The sequence below is a fragment of the Actinomadura geliboluensis genome (assembly GCF_043197915.1).
In the GTDB taxonomy this organism is placed as follows: Bacteria; Actinomycetota; Actinomycetes; order Streptosporangiales; family Streptosporangiaceae; genus Spirillospora; species Spirillospora geliboluensis.
This window is the reverse complement of sequence record NZ_JBICUA010000005.1, coordinates 119,930-140,517: the sequence shown is the minus strand read 5'-3', so window position 1 is coordinate 140,517 and position 20,588 is coordinate 119,930. Positions and strand designations below refer to the sequence as shown.

The 20,588-nt window shown below is 68.3% G+C and carries 20 protein-coding genes; 16 read left to right on the top strand and 4 right to left on the bottom strand.

The features are described 5' to 3' along the window. Positions 1 to 435: 435 nt before the first annotated feature. From ACGFI1_RS18175 to ACGFI1_RS18130, 10 genes are all read left to right on the top strand, one after another. On the top strand, positions 436 to 1,329 hold the full coding sequence (locus tag ACGFI1_RS18175; RefSeq protein ID WP_392786480.1) for a hypothetical protein: 894 nt from the start codon (positions 436 to 438) through the stop codon (positions 1,327 to 1,329). Between the two features lie 310 nt (positions 1,330 to 1,639). Beyond that, a complete protein-coding gene (locus ACGFI1_RS18170) occupies positions 1,640 to 1,957 on the top strand; it encodes a pilin (RefSeq protein ID WP_392786478.1) in 318 nt (105 codons plus the stop codon). Positions 1,958 to 1,998: 41 nt separating this feature from the next. After that, entirely contained in the window at positions 1,999 to 3,615 is a 1,617-nt protein-coding gene (locus tag ACGFI1_RS18165; protein ID WP_392786476.1) for a hypothetical protein, read from the top strand. Continuing rightward, on the top strand, positions 3,612 to 4,577 hold the full coding sequence (locus ACGFI1_RS18160; RefSeq protein WP_392786474.1) for a PrgI family protein: 966 nt from the start codon (positions 3,612 to 3,614) through the stop codon (positions 4,575 to 4,577). The genes ACGFI1_RS18165 and ACGFI1_RS18160 overlap by 4 nt, the downstream gene beginning before the upstream one ends. After that, positions 4,574 to 4,996 carry a hypothetical protein gene (locus tag ACGFI1_RS18155; protein ID WP_392786472.1) on the top strand — a complete coding sequence of 141 codons (423 nt, stop codon included), beginning with the start codon at positions 4,574 to 4,576 and terminating at the stop codon, positions 4,994 to 4,996. The genes ACGFI1_RS18160 and ACGFI1_RS18155 overlap by 4 nt, the downstream gene beginning before the upstream one ends. After that, the gene (locus tag ACGFI1_RS18150; RefSeq protein WP_392786470.1) at positions 4,993 to 6,798 is read left to right on the top strand and encodes a VirB4 family type IV secretion system protein; all 1,806 of its coding nucleotides are present in this window, start codon (positions 4,993 to 4,995) and stop codon (positions 6,796 to 6,798) included. Before ACGFI1_RS18155 ends, ACGFI1_RS18150 begins: the two co-directional genes overlap by 4 nt. Positions 6,799 to 6,962: 164 nt before the next feature. Then, the gene (locus tag ACGFI1_RS18145; protein WP_392786468.1) at positions 6,963 to 9,251 is read left to right on the top strand and encodes a type IV secretory system conjugative DNA transfer family protein; all 2,289 of its coding nucleotides are present in this window, start codon (positions 6,963 to 6,965) and stop codon (positions 9,249 to 9,251) included. After that, the gene (locus ACGFI1_RS18140; RefSeq protein ID WP_392786466.1) at positions 9,248 to 10,171 is read left to right on the top strand and encodes a replication-relaxation family protein; all 924 of its coding nucleotides are present in this window, start codon (positions 9,248 to 9,250) and stop codon (positions 10,169 to 10,171) included. Before ACGFI1_RS18145 ends, ACGFI1_RS18140 begins: the two co-directional genes overlap by 4 nt. Then, a complete protein-coding gene (locus ACGFI1_RS18135) occupies positions 10,162 to 11,178 on the top strand; it encodes a C40 family peptidase (protein WP_392786464.1) in 1,017 nt (338 codons plus the stop codon). Before ACGFI1_RS18140 ends, ACGFI1_RS18135 begins: the two co-directional genes overlap by 10 nt. A gap of 279 nt (positions 11,179 to 11,457) precedes the next feature. Then, positions 11,458 to 11,952 (top strand): hypothetical protein, encoded by a 495-nt coding sequence (locus ACGFI1_RS18130; protein ID WP_392786462.1) that lies wholly within the window; start codon positions 11,458 to 11,460, stop codon positions 11,950 to 11,952. 206 nt (positions 11,953 to 12,158) lie between these two features. On the opposite strand, the gene ACGFI1_RS18125 is transcribed toward ACGFI1_RS18130, so the two are convergent. From ACGFI1_RS18125 to ACGFI1_RS18115, 3 genes are all read right to left on the bottom strand, one after another. Further along, complete coding sequence (locus tag ACGFI1_RS18125) at positions 12,159 to 14,159, bottom strand: serine/threonine-protein kinase (RefSeq protein ID WP_392786460.1); 2,001 nt, start codon at positions 14,157 to 14,159, stop codon at positions 12,159 to 12,161. A gap of 557 nt (positions 14,160 to 14,716) precedes the next feature. Next, on the bottom strand, positions 14,717 to 14,917 hold the full coding sequence (locus tag ACGFI1_RS18120; RefSeq protein ID WP_138639739.1) for a DUF397 domain-containing protein: 201 nt from the start codon (positions 14,915 to 14,917) through the stop codon (positions 14,717 to 14,719). Then, positions 14,914 to 15,798: a helix-turn-helix domain-containing protein gene (locus tag ACGFI1_RS18115; RefSeq protein ID WP_392786458.1), complete on the bottom strand. Its 885-nt coding sequence runs from the start codon at positions 15,796 to 15,798 to the stop codon at positions 14,914 to 14,916. The genes ACGFI1_RS18120 and ACGFI1_RS18115 overlap by 4 nt, the downstream gene beginning before the upstream one ends. Positions 15,799 to 16,211: 413 nt before the next feature. On the opposite strand from ACGFI1_RS18115, the gene ACGFI1_RS18110 reads away from it, so the two are divergent. Genes ACGFI1_RS18110 through ACGFI1_RS18085 form a run of 6 tightly spaced genes read left to right on the top strand, consistent with a single transcriptional unit; the run spans position 16,212 to position 20,149 of the window. Then, entirely contained in the window at positions 16,212 to 16,499 is a 288-nt protein-coding gene (locus tag ACGFI1_RS18110) for a hypothetical protein (RefSeq protein ID WP_392786456.1), read from the top strand. Then, on the top strand, positions 16,496 to 17,134 hold the full coding sequence (locus tag ACGFI1_RS18105) for a hypothetical protein (RefSeq protein ID WP_392786455.1): 639 nt from the start codon (positions 16,496 to 16,498) through the stop codon (positions 17,132 to 17,134). Before ACGFI1_RS18110 ends, ACGFI1_RS18105 begins: the two co-directional genes overlap by 4 nt. Positions 17,135 to 17,151: 17 nt before the next feature. Then, complete coding sequence (locus tag ACGFI1_RS18100) at positions 17,152 to 17,610, top strand: hypothetical protein (protein WP_392786453.1); 459 nt, start codon at positions 17,152 to 17,154, stop codon at positions 17,608 to 17,610. A 60-nt stretch (positions 17,611 to 17,670) separates the two neighbouring features. After that, a complete protein-coding gene (locus ACGFI1_RS18095) occupies positions 17,671 to 18,681 on the top strand; it encodes a hypothetical protein (RefSeq protein WP_392786961.1) in 1,011 nt (336 codons plus the stop codon). Next, on the top strand, positions 18,681 to 19,694 hold the full coding sequence (gene hemC / locus ACGFI1_RS18090; RefSeq protein WP_392786451.1) for a hydroxymethylbilane synthase: 1,014 nt from the start codon (positions 18,681 to 18,683) through the stop codon (positions 19,692 to 19,694). The genes ACGFI1_RS18095 and hemC overlap by 1 nt, the downstream gene beginning before the upstream one ends. Positions 19,695 to 19,699: 5 nt before the next feature. Further along, positions 19,700 to 20,149, top strand: a complete 450-nt coding sequence (locus ACGFI1_RS18085; RefSeq protein ID WP_392786449.1) for an NUDIX domain-containing protein — start codon at positions 19,700 to 19,702, stop codon at positions 20,147 to 20,149. Positions 20,150 to 20,194: 45 nt separating this feature from the next. On the opposite strand, the gene ACGFI1_RS18080 is transcribed toward ACGFI1_RS18085, so the two are convergent. Continuing rightward, positions 20,195 to 20,416 carry a hypothetical protein gene (locus ACGFI1_RS18080; RefSeq protein ID WP_392786447.1) on the bottom strand — a complete coding sequence of 74 codons (222 nt, stop codon included), beginning with the start codon at positions 20,414 to 20,416 and terminating at the stop codon, positions 20,195 to 20,197. Positions 20,417 to 20,588 lie beyond the last annotated feature (172 nt).

Below are 20,588 nucleotides of genomic sequence, written 5' to 3'. Positions count from 1 at the left end.
CCACTCCCCTTCGCACTTGCCTATATACCCCCGCCTCACTTCACGGACCACTCCTATGCAATTGGCAGGAGATACGGCTAAAGGCACGCATGTCCAGAAGCAACGCAGTTCGCCCGTTCCGCATCGTTCTCCGCTGTCGGCGCTTCCGCTGCCGACGAGTCGTTTTGGCGGCCGCGACTTCTCACTTTCTCCGCAGGCAGCAGGGGTGCAACGGCTCGCCTCGGAGTTTTGATCTTTCTTGGTGCGGCACTCTGGTGTGCAGGTGTTCATGCTGGTCAGCGGCGATCTCAACGCATGTGCGCGCTTGACCTCAGAGCGCCGACAGCATGTGCAGATGATGAGCGGATCACGTTTCCGCAGGTCACAGCGATTATGAACAGATCATGAGCACATCGGGTCGAGGGTGCTTGCCGAGCATCTGCTCATGATCTGCTCATGGGCTCTGCCGAGATGTCGGTGACCGATTCACCGACCGACCTCTCGGGGGTTCTCATGACCATGACCAGCACCGGCACCGCCGCCCGTCCGGCCGACCGCTCCAACCGCCCGACCCGCCGCACCAGCGCTGAGGCAAGGCACGTCTTGGACGTCGCGGAGACGACGTTCGATCTGCTGACGCGCGGCCCGGCTCCGCTGTCGGTGGACGGCGCGGCGCTCGGGTACGGGCTGCCCGCCCGCGTGATCGCGCTGGACGAGGTCCGGGCGATCCTGCTGCACCCGTCCACCGGGCCGGAGGCCCGTGACGCCGTGTGGAGGGAGCTGGTGCTGCGCGCCCGCCACCAGGGCTCGTCCTGGGTCATGGGGTGCGTCGGGGTCGCGCTGCCCGGTCTGAAGGGGATCGTGCGGAACAGGCTGCGCGGTCTGGAGGGCGACCCGGGGGCCGGCACCTCGCGTGTGGCCGGTGACCTGCTGTCGGCGTTCTGCCAGGCGCTGCACGAGATCGACTTGGAGCAGCCCCGGATCTCCCAGCGGCTGGTGGGGCGGTCGGCCAAGGCCGTCCAGCGCGCCTACCACTGGCACGCGCAGGTGATCCCGGTGGACCCGTCCACCCTGGCGCGGGTCAACCCCGCCGACTCGTCGGAGGGGCACGTGGACCTGCTCCTGGAGTCGGCTGTCCAGCAGGACGTCATCACCTCGTTCGAGGCCGAGATCATCACCTTGACCCGGCTGGAGGGCATGGACCTGGCCGACCTCGGCGAACGGCTCGGGATGTCGTATGCGGCGCTGGCGAAGCGCCGCAGCCGCGCCGAGAAGCGTCTGGTCGCCGCGATGCGCGACGGGGGTCTGCGGGACGACTTCGCATCGCTGATGTCCAAAACCGGGGTGTGAGCGGTCCAGTTACTTAGTGAAAGCAACCCGGGGTTGAAGACGGGCTCGGGCCGGGTGGTCACCCGGTCCCCATCCGTCAGACCGTCCGCCGAGTGCCCTTGCTGAAGGAGGACACCCGCAAGGCCCGGCCCGTCTTCACCCCGTGGTTCTCACCTTCCGCGCGGCGGCCATCGCCGCTGTTCCTGTTCGCTGCCTCGTCGCATGCCTGGAGGGCTGCCCGTTGAGCATCCGTCCGTTGTCCGATCTTCTTCCGTCTCGTCGGCCACAGGTGAGCCGGGGCCGTCTCGCCGCCGCGGTTGTGCTGTGGTGCGTGGGCATTCTGGTGTGCGGCCTGGTGCTCGCCGCGACACTGGCCTCAGCGGCCGAGGCGCACGTCATTTCCGCTCCGCCGGACAATGCGCGTCTTCAGGAGGTCATTTCCAACCTGCGCAATGTCATTGTCGGTCTGCTGGTCGCGCTGGCCACGCTGTTCGCCACGATCGGCGGAGTCCGGTATCTGCTGGCCGGTGGCGACCCCGGCGAGGCCGAGGCGGGGAAACGCACGCTGCGCAATGCCGCCATCGGTTACGGCATCGCCGCGCTCGCCCCGATCCTGGTGCAGATCCTCAAGTACATCGTCGGGTCCTGAAGATGCGGGTCTGGATTCGCAGGGTTCGGCGGAGACGTACCTTGATCGCACTCGCCCTTTTGGTGGGAACGACGGTGTCAAGCCTGCTCTTGCACGCCACCGCTGACGCGCCTTCCTCCGTTCAGCACGCGAGCGCCGTGTCCGCCGTCGCCCCATTCGATCCTGAGGACGACGGCGACTCCGGAGACGCTCAAGAGGAAGAGGACGAATGCGGCTGGGTTGACATGGGCTGCCACACCAAGGAGGCGATCACCGGCTGGTTCCGGTCGCTGGCCAAGAGCGCCCTGACGCCGGTGCTGGGGTTCTTGGGCAGTACCCAGCTCGGTACGCCGGAGATCGGGTCGCCGCCGATGAATCAGGCCGAGCAGATCTGGGCGACGTCCCGCGTGATCGCCAACACCTGCTTCGTGCTCCTGGTGCTGGTCGCCGGTGTGCTGGTGATGGCCGGTCAGACCTTCTCCGGCGTCGCCGGCCCCGGACAGGCGATCGTGCGGCTGGTGGCGGCGTTCGCCGCGATGAACATCAGCCTGGTCGTGATCGGGTACGGCATACAGCTCGCCAACGGGCTCGCCCGCTCGATCCTCATGAGCGGCGCCGACGAGATCAACGCGGATGAGGCCGGGCGGATCTTCGCCGAGGGCATCGGCGCCTCGGTCAACACCGGCGGGGCCTTCCTCGTCCTCGTCACGCTCGTGGTCGTCATCCTGGCCTGCGTCCTGGCGTTCATCTACGTGATGCGGCTGGCGATCATCATGATCCTTATCGGCGTCGCGCCGATCGCGTTGATGTTCCACGCGCTGGCGCTCACCGACGGCCTCGCCCGGCTGTGGTGGCGCGGGATTACCGGCGCTCTGGCGATCCAGGTGTGCCAGTCGTTCGTGTTCATCAACGCGCTGCAGTTGCTGCTGTCGCAGCACAACGACAACAACCACGCCTTCTTCGGGGTCCCGACCGAGCAGGCCGAACTGGTCGACCTGCTGCTGGTGATCGCCCTGCTGTACATCCTGATCTGTATCCCTCGTTGGGTCGCGCGCACTGTCTGGCAGCCCGCCCAGCCGCGCATGCTCAGCCAGCTCGTGCGGACGTTCGTGGTCTACAAGGGCGTCGGCGCCGTGCTGGGTGCCTTTGGGAAGGCGACCCGGGGTGGCCGTGGCGCGCGCGCCGCGCGTACCGCCTCCGCCGGGGCCGCCCGTCCCGGCCCCGGCGGCGGGTCACGCGGGCGTGGCGGCCCGAACGGTCCCCGTGGTGGGCCGTCCGGTGGCCCGCATGGCGGCCCGGCACCGCGCCCCAATCGCGGACCCGGCCATGGCCCCCAATGCCACCAACCGCGTGGCGCTGACCGGCGGCACCGTCCCCGCCCCGGTCCAGCGAACGGGGCCCGTAGCGGCGCGTACAGCGCCGCACACGGCGGCACCGGAACCCACCATCACCGGGCCGGACACGGCGCGGCGCCCAGGGGCGCACCGCACCGGCCGCACGTCCCGCCCGTCCCCGGTCGGACGGGTGCGGGCGGACCGGCCCGGCCGCACCCGCGCATCCCGACGCAGCCGCCGACACGCCCCTACCGGCGTGCCGAGGTCCCGCGTCGTCCGGCACCGCGCAGGTTCGTGCGGCTTGATCCGCCCCACTACCGGCGCCATGGCAGGAGGAACCGTTGAACGACGACCACGAGCCCTTGTCCGCGCGTATCCCGGCCGATGTGGAGCAGCCAGACAAGATCATGTACGGGCTCACCACGCGTCAACTCGCCATCCTCGCCACAACCGCGGTGATCACGGCGTCGGTCTTCGTCGGCGTCTCGCCGTTGCTGCCGGCCGCGGTCACAGCGGGACTGTGCTTCCCGCTGGTGACAGCCGGATGCGCGATGGCGCTCGGCCGCCGGGACGGCATGGGACTGGACCGATTCGTCCTGGCCGCCCTGGACCATTTTCGCCGACGACGGGCGCTCGTCGCCGCGCCCGAGCCGATTCCCCAGGCCCCGGCCTGGTGCAGAGTACGAGGCCAACTGCCGGGCGCCCTGCGGTTCCCGGTCCGTGCCGTCCGCCAAGACGGCGTCATGGACCTGGGTGGTGAGGGGACGGCCGCGCTGGTGCGGGCGGGGACGATCTCGTTCGGGTTGCGCACGTCCGCCGAGCAGGCCGCGCTGGTCGGGTTCTTCGGGCGGTGGCTGAACTCACTTGAGGCCCCGGTGCAGATCTTGATCCGGGCCCGTCCGGTCGATCTGTCCGACCTCGCCGCACAGGTTGCGGAGGCCGCGCCCGATCTTCCGCACCCAGCGTTGCGGCGAGCGGCCGAGGACCATGCCGCCTATCTCGACGAACTCGGCGACTCGCGCACGCTGCTGGTGCGCGAGGTGCTCATCGTCGTGCGTGACCAGCCCGTCCCTGGCGCGGGACGTCGAGGGCGCGCACGTCAGGCGAGCGCCGTCATCGTCTCCCGCCGCGCCGTTGAAGCCGTCCGTGCCTTGACCGGGTTCGGCGTCACAGCCGAAGTCCTGGACGCCGATGCCTGCGTGCGCGTGCTGTCGGACACGTTCTCGCCCGGCTACCAGCGGCCTGCTCCGCCCGCCGACATCGACCAGCCCACCACCGCCCACATCACCGAAGGAGCCTCGCAATGACGCACACCTATCGGCGCTCGCAGCGGCCAGCCATCAACGAGCTGCCCGAGGGACTGCGCCGCTACGCGCAAGGCACCTGCGGGGAACTCGCGGCCGTAGAGCTGCTGATCGCTCATCGGTTCTGGCTGACCCGTGCCGATTTCCGTTCACAGTTCATCGAGCGCGACGTCGCCACGGACGCCGGCGAAGACGTGCTCGCCTGGGTGAAGTGGGACCGGGCCGCCGCAGCGCTGGTCGGCGGGCGCCTGGTGTGCTCCGCGGGTGAGGCCGCAGTCCTGCAGATCGCCGCCGCGCTGGCCACCGGCGGCGCGTTCCTCGCCTCGACATTGAGCAGCCTGGACCGCGAGAACTTCGCCCACGTCCTGACCGCGACCGTGCGGGCCAGCGGCCAATCGGCTGTCCAGGTGGTGGTCCGATGAAGCTGCGCGCTCTCGCCCGCGCTGCCGTCACCCCGGACGCGTCAGCCGAGGGAAATGACCGGGACCAGCGGGTCGGGCTGGGTGATCTCCTCGCACCGGCCGCGCTCCGCGTGAACGCGTCGTCGCTGCAGATGCCGGACGGCTGCTGCGCGTCGTTCGCCGTCACCGGATACCCGCGCGAGGTCGGCGCGGGCTGGCTGGAGCCGCTGCTCACCTATCCCGGGCGCCTGGACGTCTCCCTGCACCTGGAGCCGATCCCTCCGATGGTCGCCGCGCAGCGGCTCCGGCGGCAGCTCGCCCGCCTGGAGTCCAGCGCGCGCGCTAACGCCGAGGCGGGCCGGCTGGCCGACTTCAGCGTCGAGGCCGCCGCCGACGATGCCGCCGATCTGGCTTCGTCGCTGGCGCGCGGAGACGGCCGCCTGTTCCGCGTCGGCCTTTACCTCACCGTGCACGCCTGGACGACCGAGGAACTGGACGGCGAGGTTCAGCAAGTGCGGGCTCTGGCAGCGTCCCTACTACTGGACGCGCAGCCGACCACGTTCCGCGCCATGCAGGGCTGGGTCTCGACGCTCCCGCTCGGAACGGACGCCATCCGGCAGCGCCGCACATTCGACACCAGCGCGCTGGCCGCGTCGTTCCCGTTCGCGTCCCCGGACCTGAACACGCCGACCGGCTCCAACGAAGTGCTGTACGGGGTCAACGTCGCCAGCTCCGGCGTCGTCGTGTGGGACCGGTTCGCCCAGGACAACCACAATTCCGTCGTCCTGGCCCGGTCCGGCGCGGGCAAGAGCTACTTCACCAAACTCGAAGCGCTGCGGCTGCTGTACCACGGCGTCGAGGTATCGGTGATCGATCCGGAGGACGAGTACCGGGCCCTGGCTGAGACGACCGGCGGCACCCATCTGGGCCTCGGGGCGAAGGGCGTGGCGTTCAACCCGTTCGACCTGCCCACCGACCAGGGCGACGACACGCTGATCCGCCGCGCCCTGTTCACCCAGACGCTCGTCGCCGCCATGCTCGGCGAGGCCCTGACACCAGCTGCGCGGCCCGTCCTGGACCGCGCCGTCCTGGCCGCATACGCCGCGAAGGGCATCAACTCGGCCCCCACTACCTGGACGCGTCCCGCGCCTTTGTTGGCCGACCTGGTCGAACAACTCGCCATCAGTTCCCATCCCGAGGGCGAGGCGATCGCCGAACGCCTCACGCCGTACGTCGCCGGGTCCTACAAGGAACTGTTCGCGCAGGCCACGACGACCCGTCCGGACGGGCATCTGGTGGTGTTCTCCCTGCGGGATCTGCCCGAGGAGGTCAAGTCCGTCGGGGTGCTGCTCGCGCTGGACGCCATCTGGCGCAAGGTCGCCAACCCCGCCGACCGCCGCCCCCGCCTCGTCATCGTCGACGAGGCGTGGATGCTGATGAAGGAGGCCGAGGGCGCCCGCTTCCTCTACCGGCTCGCCAAGTCCGCCCGAAAGCACTGGGCGGGGCTGACCGTCGTCACCCAGGACGCCGCCGACCTGCTGGCGTCCGATCTCGGCCGCGCCGTCGTCGCCAACTCCGCGACTCAGATTCTGCTCCGTCAGGCGCCCCAGGCCATCGCCGCCGTTGGCGACGCGTTCGGCCTGTCCGAAGGCGAACGGGCGTTCTTGCTATCGGCCGAACGGGGCGAGGGCCTCTTGTGCGGCGGAAGCGCCGGCGACCGGGCAGCCTTCGCCGCCATCTCCTCACCCGCCGAACACAAAGTGATCACCACCGACCCTGCCGAGTTGCTGGACAACGACGGCCAGGAGACCGACCCGCTATGACCTCTCCCAGCGATGTCCCCGAGTGGACGCACATCTTCGACCAAGCCGAGCGCATCCCCGCACTGGTCGCCCACTATGGGCCGACAGCCGCTCTCGCGACCGGCCTCGCCGTCCTCGCCTTCAAGATCGCGCGGGCAACCCTGCGGCGCTGGCAGACACAACGGTTGGCACGCGACGCCCGCCTGATCACCGTGTCCGTACCGCCCCAAGTCGATCCGGCCAGTGCGCCCTCTTGGTGGGCCCACCAGACCGGCCTGCTCGCCCCGGCATGGAAGCGCTGGATCTTCGGGCAGCCGTACTTGGCCTTCGAGTACATCGCGGGTGCTGCCGGGGTCCGAGTACAGATCTGGGTGCCCGGGACAGTGCCGCCCGGGATGGTCGAGGAGACCATCCGGGCTGCCTGGCCCGGCGCCACCACCACGACCCGTTCCTCCGCGCCACCCATCCCGCCGTCCATCCCGGCAGCCGGAGGCCGTCTCGTGTTGTCGCGCGAGGACTCCTACCCGCTGAAAACCGATCACCACGCCGACCCGATCCGCTCCCTCCTCGGCGCGGTTTCCGGACTCGACCAGGGCCAATGCGCCGCCGTCCAAATCCTCGCCCGACCCGTGACAGGCCGACGTCTTTCGCGCGCCCACCGCGTCGCGTCCAGACTCAAAGGCGGAAACCCGGCCACGTCGCGAGGCTTCTTCTTCGACCTGCTCACACCCGGGACACGCACCGGTCGCCCCGGCCACCCAACCGGTGCCGCTCATGCCAGCGTGCACCCGGAACGGGCTGAGCAGGTCCGCGCGATCCTGGCCAAGGCGACGCAACCGCGGTTCGAAGCCGACATCCGTTACGCCGTCGCCACACCCGACGCCGGCAACGCAGACAAGTGGCTGCGCGGACGAGCCCACGCCCTGGCATCGGTAGCCGCGCTGTTCGCGTCCGGCCACCAGCACCTACGCCGCCGCAGGCTTCAAGACCCGGTCCTCACCTTGGCCAAGCGCCACTTGGGACGCGGCTACCTGCTGGGCGCCGCCGAACTGGCCGCTCTCGCGCACCTGCCGCTAGATCCCGACGCACCCGCGATCACGCGCGCCGGAGCCCGACCGGTCGCCCCGTCCCCGGACGTGCCCACCGGCCCCGACACCGCGCACGGCGCCGCGCGGGTGCTAGGCGACGCCGACGCAGGCCACGCCCGCCCCGTTGCGATGCCGGTCGTCGGGGCACGCCAACATGTCCACGTCCTCGGACAGACCGGCGTCGGTAAATCCACCCTGCTCGCCTCGCTCATCCTGGGCGATGCTCGTGAGGGCCGCGGCGCGCTGGTCATCGACCCCAAGGGCGACTTGATCGCCGACGTCCTGGACAGACTCCCGAGCCGCATGGCAGGGCGGACGGTGGTGTTCGACCCGTCCGATCCGGCACCGCCGCCCTCGGTCGGGATCCTGTCCGGCCCTGATCCGGCGTTCGCGGTGGACTCGGTCGTGTCGATCTTCCATCGCTGCTTCCGCTCGTCTTGGGGGCCGCGCCTGGACGATCTGTTGCGGTCGGCCTGCCTGAGCCTCATGCGCGCCCACGGCTCCCGCGCCACCCTCGCCCAAGTCCCGCAACTCCTCACCGATTCGGCCTTCCGGGCCCGCGTGGTCGGAAGGCTGTCGGACGATCTTCTACGCGGCTTCTGGGCCGGTTACGACGAGCTGTCACCGGCCGGACGAGCCGCCGCGATCGGTCCCGTGATGAACAAGCTCCGCGCCGTCCTGCTCCGCCCCTTCGTCCATCAAGCCCTGTCGGCGACCGGATCCACCGTGGACCTGGCCGGGCATCTCGACCACGGCGGCCTCGTCCTGGCCCGCCTTCCCAAGGGCGTCCTCGGCGAGGATGCCGCCCGCCTCATGGGGTCGCTCCTGCTCGCGCACACCTGGCAAGGCGTCACCCGCCGCGCCGACCTTCCCGAGGACGAGCGACCGGACTCGGCCGCCTACATCGACGAGTGCCACAACTTCCTCAACCTGCCCGGCTCGGTGTCCGACATCTTGGCCGAGGCCCGCGGGTACCGCCTCTCGCTCGTCCTGGCCCACCAGCACCTGTCCCAGCTACCCAAGGACCTGCGCGACGCGGTCTCCGCCGATGCCCGCAACAAGATCTACTTCGCCGCCTCACCCGAAGACGCCAGCGACCTCGCCCGGCACGCCGGCCCCGTCCTGTCCGCGCACGACCTCGCCCACCTGGGCGCCTACCAAGCCGCCGGACGCCTCGTCACCGCCGGCCAGCCGACCCAGGCATTCACCTTCCGCACGCGCCCGCTTCGCGACCCGATCCCCGGCCGCGCCGACCACATCCGCGTGGCCTCCCGCCAACGCTTCGCACCACGCGTGACGACGACCAAACCCACCACCAGAAAAAGCGGGCCGCCGTCCGACCCGCGCGCCGAGAGCCCAACCAGCGAGGGGAACCAGCCGCAGTGAAAGAAGTGATCCGCCAGCGCCGGACGACCAGCACACTCAGACGAGCGACACCCGAACTGTTCCTCGAACTCCGCGCACGGCTCACCGACCGCGACCAGGCAATCCTGGAGCTGGTCTGGGAACACCGCGTCCTCACCACGCACCAAATCGCCGCCATCTTCTTCACCACGCCCGGCAAGGCCCGCGACCGGCTCCTGCAACTGTTCCGCCTCAAAGCCCTCGAACGCTTCCAGCCCTGGGTCCCCGTCGGAGCGGCGCCCTACCACTGGGTTCTCGGTCCCCTCGGCGCCCAGCACCTGGCTGCCCACCGCGACACCACCCTGTCCGGACTCGGCTACCGCCGCACCACCGCACTCCAGATCAGCCATTCCCGGCACTTGGCCCACCAGGTCGGCGTCAACGAGTTCTTCGCCCAACTCCACGCCCACGCCCGCCGCACGCCCGCCGCCCACCTCGACAAGTGGTGGCCCGAGCGCCGCTGCACCCAACTCTGGGGAGACCTCACCCGCCCCGACGCCTACGGCCGATGGACCGAAACCATCCCCGGAGCCCAGGGGCCGGCAACGGTCGACTTCTTCCTCGAACACGACACCGGCAGCGTCACCCTCGCCAAAGTCGCCGCCAAACTCAACGGCTACGAGGCCCTCACCGAGGCCACCGGCATCACCACCCCAGTCCTGTTCTGGCTACCCAACGCCCGCCGCGAAGCCCACCTCCGCGCCCTGCTGGGCACACCACCAGTCCCGGTCGCCACAGCCGTCCACACACCCGCCAACGCCACCACCGGCGGCCCTGCCGGGCCCGTATGGCTACCCGCAGGACAGGACGGCCCCCGGCGCCGATTGACCGACCTGGCCACCGCAGCGCCGCCACCGTCCGCCACTGGCCCCTCTGAGACGGAGGACACCGGTTGCCGGTAATCGCGCTCCTGGTCGCCCTCGTCGTCCTGGCCGTCGTCCTCATCGGCGCCGTCACCGGCTCAACGCCCCCACCCGACGCATGTCGACAGCAGGCCACCGGACCGCCAGTCGCCGGCATCCCCGCCACCTACCTCGCCCTCTATCGCAAAGCCGCCACCGACTACGGCATCCCCTGGGAGATCCTCGCCGCCGTCGGATCCATCGAGTCCGACCACGGACGCTCCAAAGACCCAGGCGTCCAGTCCGGCGAGAACCACGCCGGAGCTGGGGGCCCGATGCAGTTTCTATCCGGCACCTGGACCAACTACGGCGTCGACGGCAACCACGACGGCAAGAAGAACCGGTACGACCCGACCGACGCCATCCCCGCCGCAGCCAACTACCTCCGCCACAACGGCGCACCACCCAAGATGCGCGCCGCGCTCTTCGCCTACAACCACAGCAACACCTACGTCGACGACGTCCTCAACCGCGCCCGCAACTACAAGAAGACGCCCACCACCCCGAGCGCACCGACCGAGGTCACGCCTCCAGCCGAGTGCGCCGAAGCCGCCGCCATCGCCGCACCCAACGAGACCATCGCAAAGATCATCGCCTTCGCGATGGCCCAACGCGGCAAGCCCTACGTCTTCGGCGCCACCGGCCCCGACGCCTGGGACTGCTCAAGCCTCGTACAAGCCGCCTACGCAGCCGCCGGCCTCACCATCCCGCGCACCACCTTCACCCAATGGCCCTTCGGCGTCCGCGTACCCAACAACCAAGCTCAACCCGGCGACCTCGTCTTCTTCAACTCCGGCCCCGGCACCTCCACCAACAACCCCGGCCACGTCGGCCTGGTCATCGGCCACGGCCAAATGATCGCCGCCCGCTGCTCCACCTGCCGCCCGGCCATCGGCGTAGAGACCTACCACCGACCCGACTGGACAGGCACCACCCGCCCCCTTCTACGCCTGCCAAACACTTCCGGCCGAAACCAGCCGCTCCCCACGGATGACCATCAGCCCTGAAATATCTACGTCTTCGGGTAGACGGGCTAGCGAGTCCGGGCGAGACGGCCGCCACCTTCCCACCCGGCCTCCTCATGAGCAGGGCCGTTGCCCAGGGCGAACGCGCCGCCGCACGGAGAAGGTTCCCCGGCCGCGGGGATACAGCGGCGAGCTCACGCCGACCTTGCCCTTGATACGCGAGGTGGCAGTCAATGACGCCCGGTTCCGTCCGGAACCGGACCACCGGCACGCGGGGGCACCCCGTCCCCCGCACCGCCTAGCCGAAGGAGCACAACGCCCATGAAGCGCACCGACCGCCCTCACGACACCCAGAAGACACCGACCGCGCCCGACCACCTCGCCCGGGAGGTCGCACGGCTGGTCGAACCGCTGGCCCAGGCCAGCCTGATCAGCCCCGAGGACGCCGAGGTCACCCTCGACCTGGACCTCGGACAGGTCGGCGTCCGGCCCTTCCGCCCCGGCCTGACGCCCGGGTACCGAGCCTGGTCCGGACGCCTCTCCTGGGCTGTGCTCATCCTCTACCCCCACACCCCGCCCTCCGTGGAGTTCCCGGTTACTGAGGAACGCCTCGCCCGCGACACCGCAGACGCCAAGGCGTACGCCTTCCACGCGGCGCTCTTCACCACCCAGGCATGGCGCGAAGGCGGCACATTCCAGCTCGTCGACCATGTCGGCCCAGACGAACCGGGCGTCTTCTGGATCAACCTCGCTGACGCGTCCGTACACGAAGACCTCGAGCCCTACCGCGTCCCTCTTACAAACATGACCAGCTGAACAAGTAGGGAACAGTACCCAAAAGTGGGGGCGGGGACCTGTCCACCAGGTCCCCACCCCCTCGCTCCTCGCGCCGCCTGACAGCGCTTGCACCTTGCCAGGTGCCTCGACCGTCCAGGCCGTGCCCGGATACCGACCCGGCGGATGGGGCCGCACGCCCGGCGGCGCACAGCTTCGCGGTTGGACGTGACACCGGTCGGCGGGGCTCATGGTGACACCTGTGGCGACTCCTTGGGCAGTCGATCAACACAAGAGTACTTTTCGATCAATTTCACATCCGGCCTATAACGATCCTCATCCAGGCCTTCAAAATTCTCCTTGAAGGCCCGATTCCACTCGCCGTTCTCGATGTATTTTCGGAGCGCCGATTTTATTTGCATGCACTCTTTTCGATGTCCCCGAGGCAGCGCAATCCCCCACCTTTGCTTCTTGTCTGGAAAATCCTTCACTGAAGCGCTCGGGATGGCGACCAGATTCGAGCCGGGCTGAAGGGCGAATCCCTGCATGATCAGTTCGTCTGAAAAGACCGCTTCGACTTTGCCTTTATTGAGCTGATCCACACACTCGCCGGCACTCTCCGGCGGGTTGGGGAGTTCTAGGCTCCGTCCCGAATCTTCGATGATCTCTGCTACCTTTTCGAGGATCTCCTTTGACGTGGTGCCGCCCCACGTGCACACCTTCATTCCCCTGAGGTCGTAGATGCTCTGCGGACGGGGATGGTCCGATTTCAGCAGGAACCCGGTGCCTGTCACGGCGTATGGACCGATGAAGTCTTTTTCCTCACCGTCCATCCGGTCTTGGGTGATCGAGTACGTGGAGACGATGAAGTCTACCTTGCCCCCATTTTTTCCAAGGAACGCAGTCCGGCGCTGTTCGGAACTCAGAGGCTCGAACTTGGCTTCCTTGCCAAGCGCGCCAGCGGCCACACCCGCGATGGCAATGTCCAACCCGGAGAGTTTCGAGTAAGAGGGACCGAAGCCTGTACCGGGTTGGTCATTTTTTATGCCGAAGCGCGCGGTTTTATTGGGCGGCCAGAATGACTCCTGCTTCAGCAGGAAGCCTGCCGCCAGGGCAAATAATACGAGAGCAGATACAGTGACCAGGGCATTCCGGCGACCGTACCGAACGACCCGTGAGCCGATCTCACTGGCGAGCGACGGGGCTGCTTTCGCATGTTTCGGTGCACGCGGTCCCGCCTTCTCCCGACGGCTTCCTGATGCGCCGCCGGACGGTGCCTCCGCTGAAGAGCCGGGGGGGCCGTCCTCGGGCGGGCGTGCGGCCGTCGCCGCAGGGGATGGCCCGGTAAGCCAACACCGCCGGATGAGTTCGGTGGTCGCCTCGCGCGGAGTCGACTCGCCCACAAGCTGGACGAGCAGGTTCTTGGCAGTCGGTCGCCGAGCCGGGTCGGGATCCAGCGCCGATTCGACAATGGGCACAAACTCGTGCGGCACACCTGTCAGATCGTATTGGGCCTGTTTCGCCCGGACGGCCAGTTCCTGCAGCGTGCCGGAACCGAACGGGTTGTGCCCGGACGCAGCGTAAGCGACGAGGGCCCCCCAGGCGAAGATGTCACCGGCGGCACCGACCCGTCCCTCGAACGCGAACTCGGGCGCGACATAGCCGGCGGTGCCGATGACGTTGCCCGGCTGGGTGATGGGGATATGCGCATCCAAGGCCCGCGCGATACCGAAGTCGATCACGCGTGGTCCGTCGACCGCGAGCAGGACGTTGCCCGGCTTGAGGTCCCGGTGGACCAGGCTGACCGCGTGGATCTCGACCAAGGCGGCCGCCACTCCCGCCGCGAGACTGCGGAGCGCATGCGACGGGAACACGCCGTGCGCTTTGATGTATCCGGACAGGGACGGCCCCTCGATATACTCGGTGACCAGGTAAGCGAGCCCGCCGGTATTTCCCTGATCGAGCACCCGCGCGGTGCAGAAGGACGCGACGCGCCCCGCGTAGGCCACCTCCGAGTCGAAACGCACAGAATAACCCGGGTCATCGGTCAGTTGCGGGTTGATCACCTTGACAGCGCCTCGCTGCCCGTCCGGATCCCGACCCAGATAGACCACGCCCATGCCGCCCTGGCCGAGCCGGCCAAGGAGTTCCCAACTGCCGATGGAGGTGGGGTCGAGCGGGTCGAGCCGGTCGAGACGGTTCGAGAAAGGGGCCGCGTCCGACCACCCGTCAGGGCCCGATGAGCTCACCAAGCCGAACTCCTCCAGATGAAGTATCCACGGCACCCTTACGAATCACCGAGATCACCGCTTGCGACAAGCCGTCCGTGCCCTCCTGCCCACGCGCCGACCTCGCACCGGCCACACCTATCATGGTCGCGGCCGAGGCAGCCGAATTCCGTCCGATCTCCAGGTAGAGACATCGTACGGTCGGAAGCCCCTTCCGCAAGGGGCGAGGTCTTCCTATGAGACGCCATGCGGTTGCCCATAGTTCCAACGATGAGAAAGACGGGGCGTAAGGTTTTCCGGAATGGGCGATTCGGACATTCGGGCTTACCTACCCACACACCAGGACCATGCCCGTCGTGGCCGACGTCGGCGCCCGGCGGCGCGCACGGGGCCGCACGCCCGGCGGCGCGCACGGGGACCGGCCACCGGGACGGTGCGCACAGGCCCCGGGGTGGCATTCCGCCTACCCGGGGCCCAGGTCTGTCCCCTTAACTCCTGAAGGTCGTCAGAGGTGGAGTGGCCCCACCTGCAGAGAAACACACAACGTCACGAGTGGGATATGCAGCGTCGTGGGCGGGTTACAGGTCCAGGTCGCCAGCTCTCGCACGGTTGAGGATGCCAGCGAACGAGTCACGATTCAGCGTGAGGTGACCGCCACCGGGATTCTTGCTGTCGCGGATGGCGATGGCAGTCGCCAACGGCGCAACCTCCACGCACTCCTGTTGCGAGTTGCTGTGGCTGCTCTTGCGCCACTTGGCCGCAGCGAAACCAGCACTCATGGTCCGTTCATCTCCCTTGCTATCTGCCGGAACAGTGCCGAGCTCTCCTCCTGCGACAAGGCGTCGGCCCAGATGAGCGCGAATGCTTCGGCGTAGCGGTCGATCTCGTGGGGTTTGTCCAGGTACAGGGCTCCGGTGAAGCCTTGCACATACACCGTGGGAGGTTCGTGGTTGCGTCCGTCGCCGGTAGTCGGGAACCGCATGAGGATGAACGGCCCGGTCTCAAGTCCTTGGTGCGCGCCGACCGAGAAGGGTACGACGCGGATGCAGACGTTGTTGCGTTCGTTCAGCTCTGCGAGCCGCTCCAACTGGGCCGCCATGACTGCGGCCCCGCCGATGGCCCGCCTCAAGACTGCTTCGTTCAGAGCGACGTTGAGCATCGGCGGCGCAGTCGGGCGAGTCACCAGCGTCTGGCGTTGCATTCGCAGCTGCACCCGGCGGTCGATCTCTTCATCCTGAAGGCCGGTGTTGTTCCTGATGACCGCACGCGCGTAGTCGGGGGTTTGGAACAGGCCTGGGATCAGCTCAGGCGAGTACTCCTCACGGCTGACCGCTGCCCCCTCTAGGCCGATGAACAGGTCGAAGCCATCCGGAATGACGTCGCCGTAGGCATGCCACCAACCTTTCCCCTTGGTCTCCTTGGCGAGGCCCATCAGGGCCACTTTCAGCTCGTCGGGCGCCCCGTAGACGCGACACATGGTCTCGACGTCGTGTGACCGCAGGGACGTTTGTCCTGTCTCGATCCGCCACATCTTCGCCTCGGACCATTCGAGCGCTTTCGCAGCGGCCTGCACCGTTAGACGCGCGTTTGTCCGAAGTTCGCGCAGGTAGCGGCCGAGCTGCCTCCGGGGGACGGTCGACCCCGTCGCGATCTCCGTCATCCCGCGTCACCTCCATCCCGGGGCGGTCTTTCACTCGAAATGAAAGCATCCCCCCGCACGATTCGCAATGAGCCTCCGACCTGCGGAAATTCGGTGCGGAGATTCACTCTGAAACCTTGCAGTCCTGGTTTTCATGGTGCTCTACTCAGAGTCAGCACGGAGGTGGTTCGCAACAATCCGTGATCTCGGCGAGCCGGTCAGGGCGCCCGTTCCGCGCTTCGCCACCGCAGAGGAACAACAGCCCCCACGCACTGAAGAGGCCGATCATGAAGATCATCGACGCACACGGGAGCACGGACGGCACCGGCTACACCCTCGGGACCTGACCCATGGGAGCACATGTGCGGACTCCCGAAGCGCGCTACTTCCCTCCACCGCCGCCGGAGCCGAGTCGGGCGAGCAGCCCCACCACCGTGATCCCTCAACGCGAGCGAGTCGCGTTCCTCGTCGGCCTCTCCGCGGCTTTCGCCCACATGGAGGGCATCATCACCGCCTTTGCCGAGGTCCAGGGATACCTGGTCCTCAACGTGATCCCCCTGGGCATGCCAGGTCGAGCGGTCACGGTCGGCTGCCACTACTGCCGCGACGGGGCGTGGTGGTTCTACGACACCCGCACAGGCGACTCCATCCGGCCGGCGAACGAGACAAGGCCGGCGGCCCACCAGATCAGGACCAAGATAGAAAAGGCAGCAGCGGCATGACCTTGGTCGTATCGGACTACCCCCGCAAGCACGTCGGCAAGGTCGCCGAGGTCAACGGCATAACCATCGCCGACGGGCCGTGGATCGCCGTCCGCGAGGCATTCGCCATCACTGGTCTCAGGCCCGGTGTGCTCATGCGTTGGGAAGAAGAGGGCCTCATTTCGGCCGCCCAGGACTCCGAGCGGTCGCCGCGGCGCTACCTCAAGCCCGAACTGGAGATCGTCGCCGAGCTGGGCACCAACGGCCCGCCGAGCCTGCGGGCCCTGCGCCGCTACCTCACGTCCCACCCCCGAGACAAGAGTGACGACTACCTGCCGAACGGCTCCACCGACACCGGCACGCAACAGGCCGACACGCTCACCCCGGACGGTTCAGAGAGTGCGGCGTTCCTGGCCGTGCTGGCGAACCTGCTACGCGGGCAGAAACTCTCGCCCGAGGCGGTCAATGAGCGGCGGATACATGTCACCCGGGACGCGGCCTCGCGAGGGGTCGCGATCGAGTGCCGGCGACGCGCGAGCGACGGTGATCGCTGGTGGTTCAGCTGGGGCGGCGGCGTCTGGCTGTGCGAGGCCGACAACCCGACCGAGGCCGTGGTTCAGGTGAAGGCGGCGCTGCGCACGGTGGGAGGGCCCTGATGACGGCGAGTGGACCCATGGGCTACACAGCCCGTCCAGCGGCCATGGGGGCGCTGATCTCCACCCTGTTCTCCGACCGGTTGTTCGAGCACGGCATCCCATTCCTGCGCGTCGGCCTGATGACCGTCTACGTGGAGGACCGCGTGGCGGCGGAGCTGGCGAGCATGAAGCGCCGTCCCGCAGACCAGGCGATCGGAGCGGCCCTCGGCGTCGTCGCGAAGGCGTGGGACGAGGCGATGACCATGCACGGGATGTTCCGCCGGACGATCGATGAGTGCCAGCGGCAAGTCCGTCTGGAGCTGGAAGAGATCGTGGACGAGCACATCACGCTCGTGAGGAAGGCGGGCATGACAAGGGAACACGAGCCGAACCCGCGTGAGCCCGAACAGACCAAGGCCCGCTGGCACGAGCCGTTGCCTGCCCACGTGCGCACCTTGGGTGCGGACCTCATCCCACAACGCTCAGGACCGCCGTAAAAGTCACGCCCCGCAGCGCAGGGACGGGTGCGCTTCGGGGCGCGGGCCCTGGAATCACCGATGGTCGGGCGGTTCCAGGGCCCATCCAGCCGCCACACGAACGACCCTGCCCTCACCAGCATCGGTCAGTCGTTCAACAACTCCTCTGTGAAAGTGAGGTGGGACGTGTTCAAGGGGGCATACCCCCAGCTCTCTGCGGATCGTCTCGTCATGGTCGTACTCGTCCGTGAAGACGGCAGGGAAAGCGGCCCAGTCCCGACCTACCGCCTGGAGCAACTGCCGCGCTTGACGGCACGGGCCCACAAGGCCGGCGTGACCGCGTTGAAGGTCTTCGCCACCGACCGGCGCGACGCCTCGGGGTCAACAGCCACAGTGGGCGCCTCCGTGATGACGCGTGCGATCCGCGCTATCAAGTCGACGCGCCTCGGTATCCAAGTGATGACGGAGACCTGTCTCTGCGGCTATCTGTCCAGCGGGGATTGCCATCTCACCGCGCGAAATGGACGGCCCGACCAGGCGGCGACCATCGCGGCGCTCGCCCAGCAAGCGGTGGCGCAGGCCAAAGCCGGGGCCGACGTGATCGGTCCCGCAGCGATGGTCCCCGGCTCGATCGCGGCATGTCGGAGCGCGCTCGACTCCGCCGGATACAGCCGCGTCGGCATCATGCCGCACCTGATCGTGAACTCACGCCTCTACTCCGGTTACCGCGCCGCGATGGGCATCCGGCCCCAGAACGAGCAGCGGCCCTTTCAACTCCCGGCCTCGGGCTCCACCGCCACGGCCGTCGAGCGGGGGCTGCTGATGCTGTCCGAAGGCGCCGACTCACTGCTGATCGAGCCCGCCCTGTTCTCAACCGACATCCTTTGCGCCCTGTACGCCAGATCCGGCGTGCCACTGTTGCCCTTCTCCGTCTCCGGAGAATGCGTCCTTCCGCCCGCGCTTCTGGCCGAGGAGTACGCCATGCTCCTGCGCGCCGGAGCGTCGCGGGTGGTCAGCCATGTCGCTCTCACGCTCGTGGCTACGCTCAGTGATGCGCCGTCCACCGTCCCGACGTCCCGAAAGCCTTCGTGATGACCGTCGTTCGCACCGAATCAAGTACGTCCCTCGCTCCGGCCGCCGCCTACTTCCGCGACGCGCTGCCTGCGAGGGCATTCCGGCTGGGTGGACGCACCAGCCACCTCGCTCGCGCCTACGCCAGTCGCGTCATCGACGGCCTCGCGGCGGTCGTGCCCAGCCTGGAGATCGAGTACGTCCCCATCGAGACCTCCGCGGACCGCTACAAGGGCGACCTGTCGGAGCTGGGCGGCAAGGGCCTGTTCATGAAGGAGATCGACAAGGCCCTGATGATGGGGCACATCGATGCCGCCGTGCACTGCATGAAGGACGTCCCCGGCGACGTCCCCCTGCCCAAGGAGTTCGTCTTCGCCGCCTACCTCCAGCGCGACGACGTGCGCGACGCTGTGGTCTTCCCGGACGGCTCGAAGTACAGCGCCATCAGCGACCTCCCGCCGGGAGCGCGTATCGGGACGTCCGCCGTCCGGCGCAAGGCGCAGCTCCTACGCAGGCGCCCCGACCTCAACGTTCAGCGGTTCCGCGGCAACGTCGTCCCGCGGCTCACCCGGCTCGACGAGGAGCAGGAAGTGGACGCCCTGGTCCTGGCGGGCTGCGGCCTGGCCAAGGTCGGCATGGAACACCGCATCTCGCAGCTTCTCAGCCTGGACGAGATGTGCCCCGCCATCGGGGCGGGAGTCGTCGGCGTCCAGTGCCGCAAGGCCGACGAGGGGATAGTGGAGCTCCTCCAGGTCATCGACGACGCACAGACCCGCACCCACATCCTCGCCGAGCGGACAATGCTGCACGCGCTCCAGGGCCACTGCAACAGCCCGATAGCGGGACACTGCCACACCACCGACGATGGCCAGCTCAGCCTCATCGGCATGGTGTTCAGCCGCGACGGCGCGACGTTCGCCTACGCCCACGAGTGGGACACCCCCGACCACGCCTACGAACTGGGCGCCTTCGTCGCCGCGAGCCTGACCCGCAAGAACGCCCGAAGCATCATCGCCGGCACCCGGCTGCACTGACGCCGATGATGACCAATATCGCCGCTCCCCAGACAGCGGCCCACTCGGTACTGACCGACTCGCGCGGGCTCGTCCTGCTGGTCCATCCGGCCTACAAAAGCAGATGGCACCTACCGGGCGGATACGTGCACGAAGGCGAACTGCCGTCCACCGGCATCGCGCGCGAGGTACGCGAGGAACTCTCCATCGCGCCGGCGTTCCCCCCGAGTCCCGCCCTCGTCGCGTGGGCCCCGAACGCCGGCGACCGGCTGCTGCTGTACTACTCGGCCCGACTATCCGTTCAGCAAGTGCGGGACGTGCGCACCGACGGCCACGAGATCATCGGGTACCAGTGGTGCGACCAAAACGCCCTCAACGATTGGCTCCACCCGGCCATCGCCGACCGGACCCGCCTCACCCTTGAAGCCTCTCGACGAGGCCAGACCCTCTTCACGGAACGCGGCAGAGACCTCTAGTCGGTAGCGAGAGTGCGTTCCAGGGCTACAGGGGTAGGGGCGCGATCAGAGATACTGCCTCAGCCAGTCGGGCATGCTCGGCTCGTCAAGTCCCCAGGACTCCTGGAACGATTCGTCCTCCTGCCAGGTGTTCTCATCGCCGTCGAAAAACTTCTGCCGGTGGCACTTGTACTTGACGACAGTGTCGCCTTCGAGCCTGTACTCGTTCCAGTAGTAGTTCTGCCTCCCGTGGCCTTTCCACTCCTGGGTCGTGTAGATCGTCGTCATGAAGTCGGAGTGTAGCCGGGGGCACTGAGGCGGCATTGTGCCTTGGCTACGGCGCGCACGGGGCCGCACGCCCGGCGGCGCGCACGGGGCCGCACGCCCGGCGGCGCGCACGGGGCCGCACGCCCGGCGGCGCGCACGGGGCCGCACGCCCGGCGGCGCGCACGGGGCCGCA

What these genes read in the sequence shown, in the direction of transcription:
- ACGFI1_RS18175 (WP_392786480.1), top strand. Translation starts at nt 436, where the DNA reads ATGGGCTCTGCCGAGATGTCGGTGACCGATTCACCGACCGACCTCTCG.
- ACGFI1_RS18155 (WP_392786472.1), top strand. Translation starts at nt 4,574, where the DNA reads ATGACGCACACCTATCGGCGCTCGCAGCGGCCAGCCATCAACGAGCTG.
- ACGFI1_RS18150 (WP_392786470.1), top strand. Translation starts at nt 4,993, where the DNA reads ATGAAGCTGCGCGCTCTCGCCCGCGCTGCCGTCACCCCGGACGCGTCA.
- ACGFI1_RS18130 (WP_392786462.1), top strand. Translation starts at nt 11,458, where the DNA reads ATGAAGCGCACCGACCGCCCTCACGACACCCAGAAGACACCGACCGCG.
- ACGFI1_RS18120 (WP_138639739.1), bottom strand. Translation starts at nt 14,917, where the DNA reads ATGAGTGCTGGTTTCGCTGCGGCCAAGTGGCGCAAGAGCAGCCACAGC.
- ACGFI1_RS18115 (WP_392786458.1), bottom strand. Translation starts at nt 15,798, where the DNA reads ATGACGGAGATCGCGACGGGGTCGACCGTCCCCCGGAGGCAGCTCGGC.
- ACGFI1_RS18105 (WP_392786455.1), top strand. Translation starts at nt 16,496, where the DNA reads ATGACCTTGGTCGTATCGGACTACCCCCGCAAGCACGTCGGCAAGGTC.
- ACGFI1_RS18100 (WP_392786453.1), top strand. Translation starts at nt 17,152, where the DNA reads ATGGGCTACACAGCCCGTCCAGCGGCCATGGGGGCGCTGATCTCCACC.
- ACGFI1_RS18095 (WP_392786961.1), top strand. Translation starts at nt 17,671, where the DNA reads ATGGTCGGGCGGTTCCAGGGCCCATCCAGCCGCCACACGAACGACCCT.
- hemC (WP_392786451.1), top strand. Translation starts at nt 18,681, where the DNA reads ATGACCGTCGTTCGCACCGAATCAAGTACGTCCCTCGCTCCGGCCGCC.
- ACGFI1_RS18085 (WP_392786449.1), top strand. Translation starts at nt 19,700, where the DNA reads ATGATGACCAATATCGCCGCTCCCCAGACAGCGGCCCACTCGGTACTG.
- ACGFI1_RS18080 (WP_392786447.1), bottom strand. Translation starts at nt 20,416, where the DNA reads ATGACGACGATCTACACGACCCAGGAGTGGAAAGGCCACGGGAGGCAG.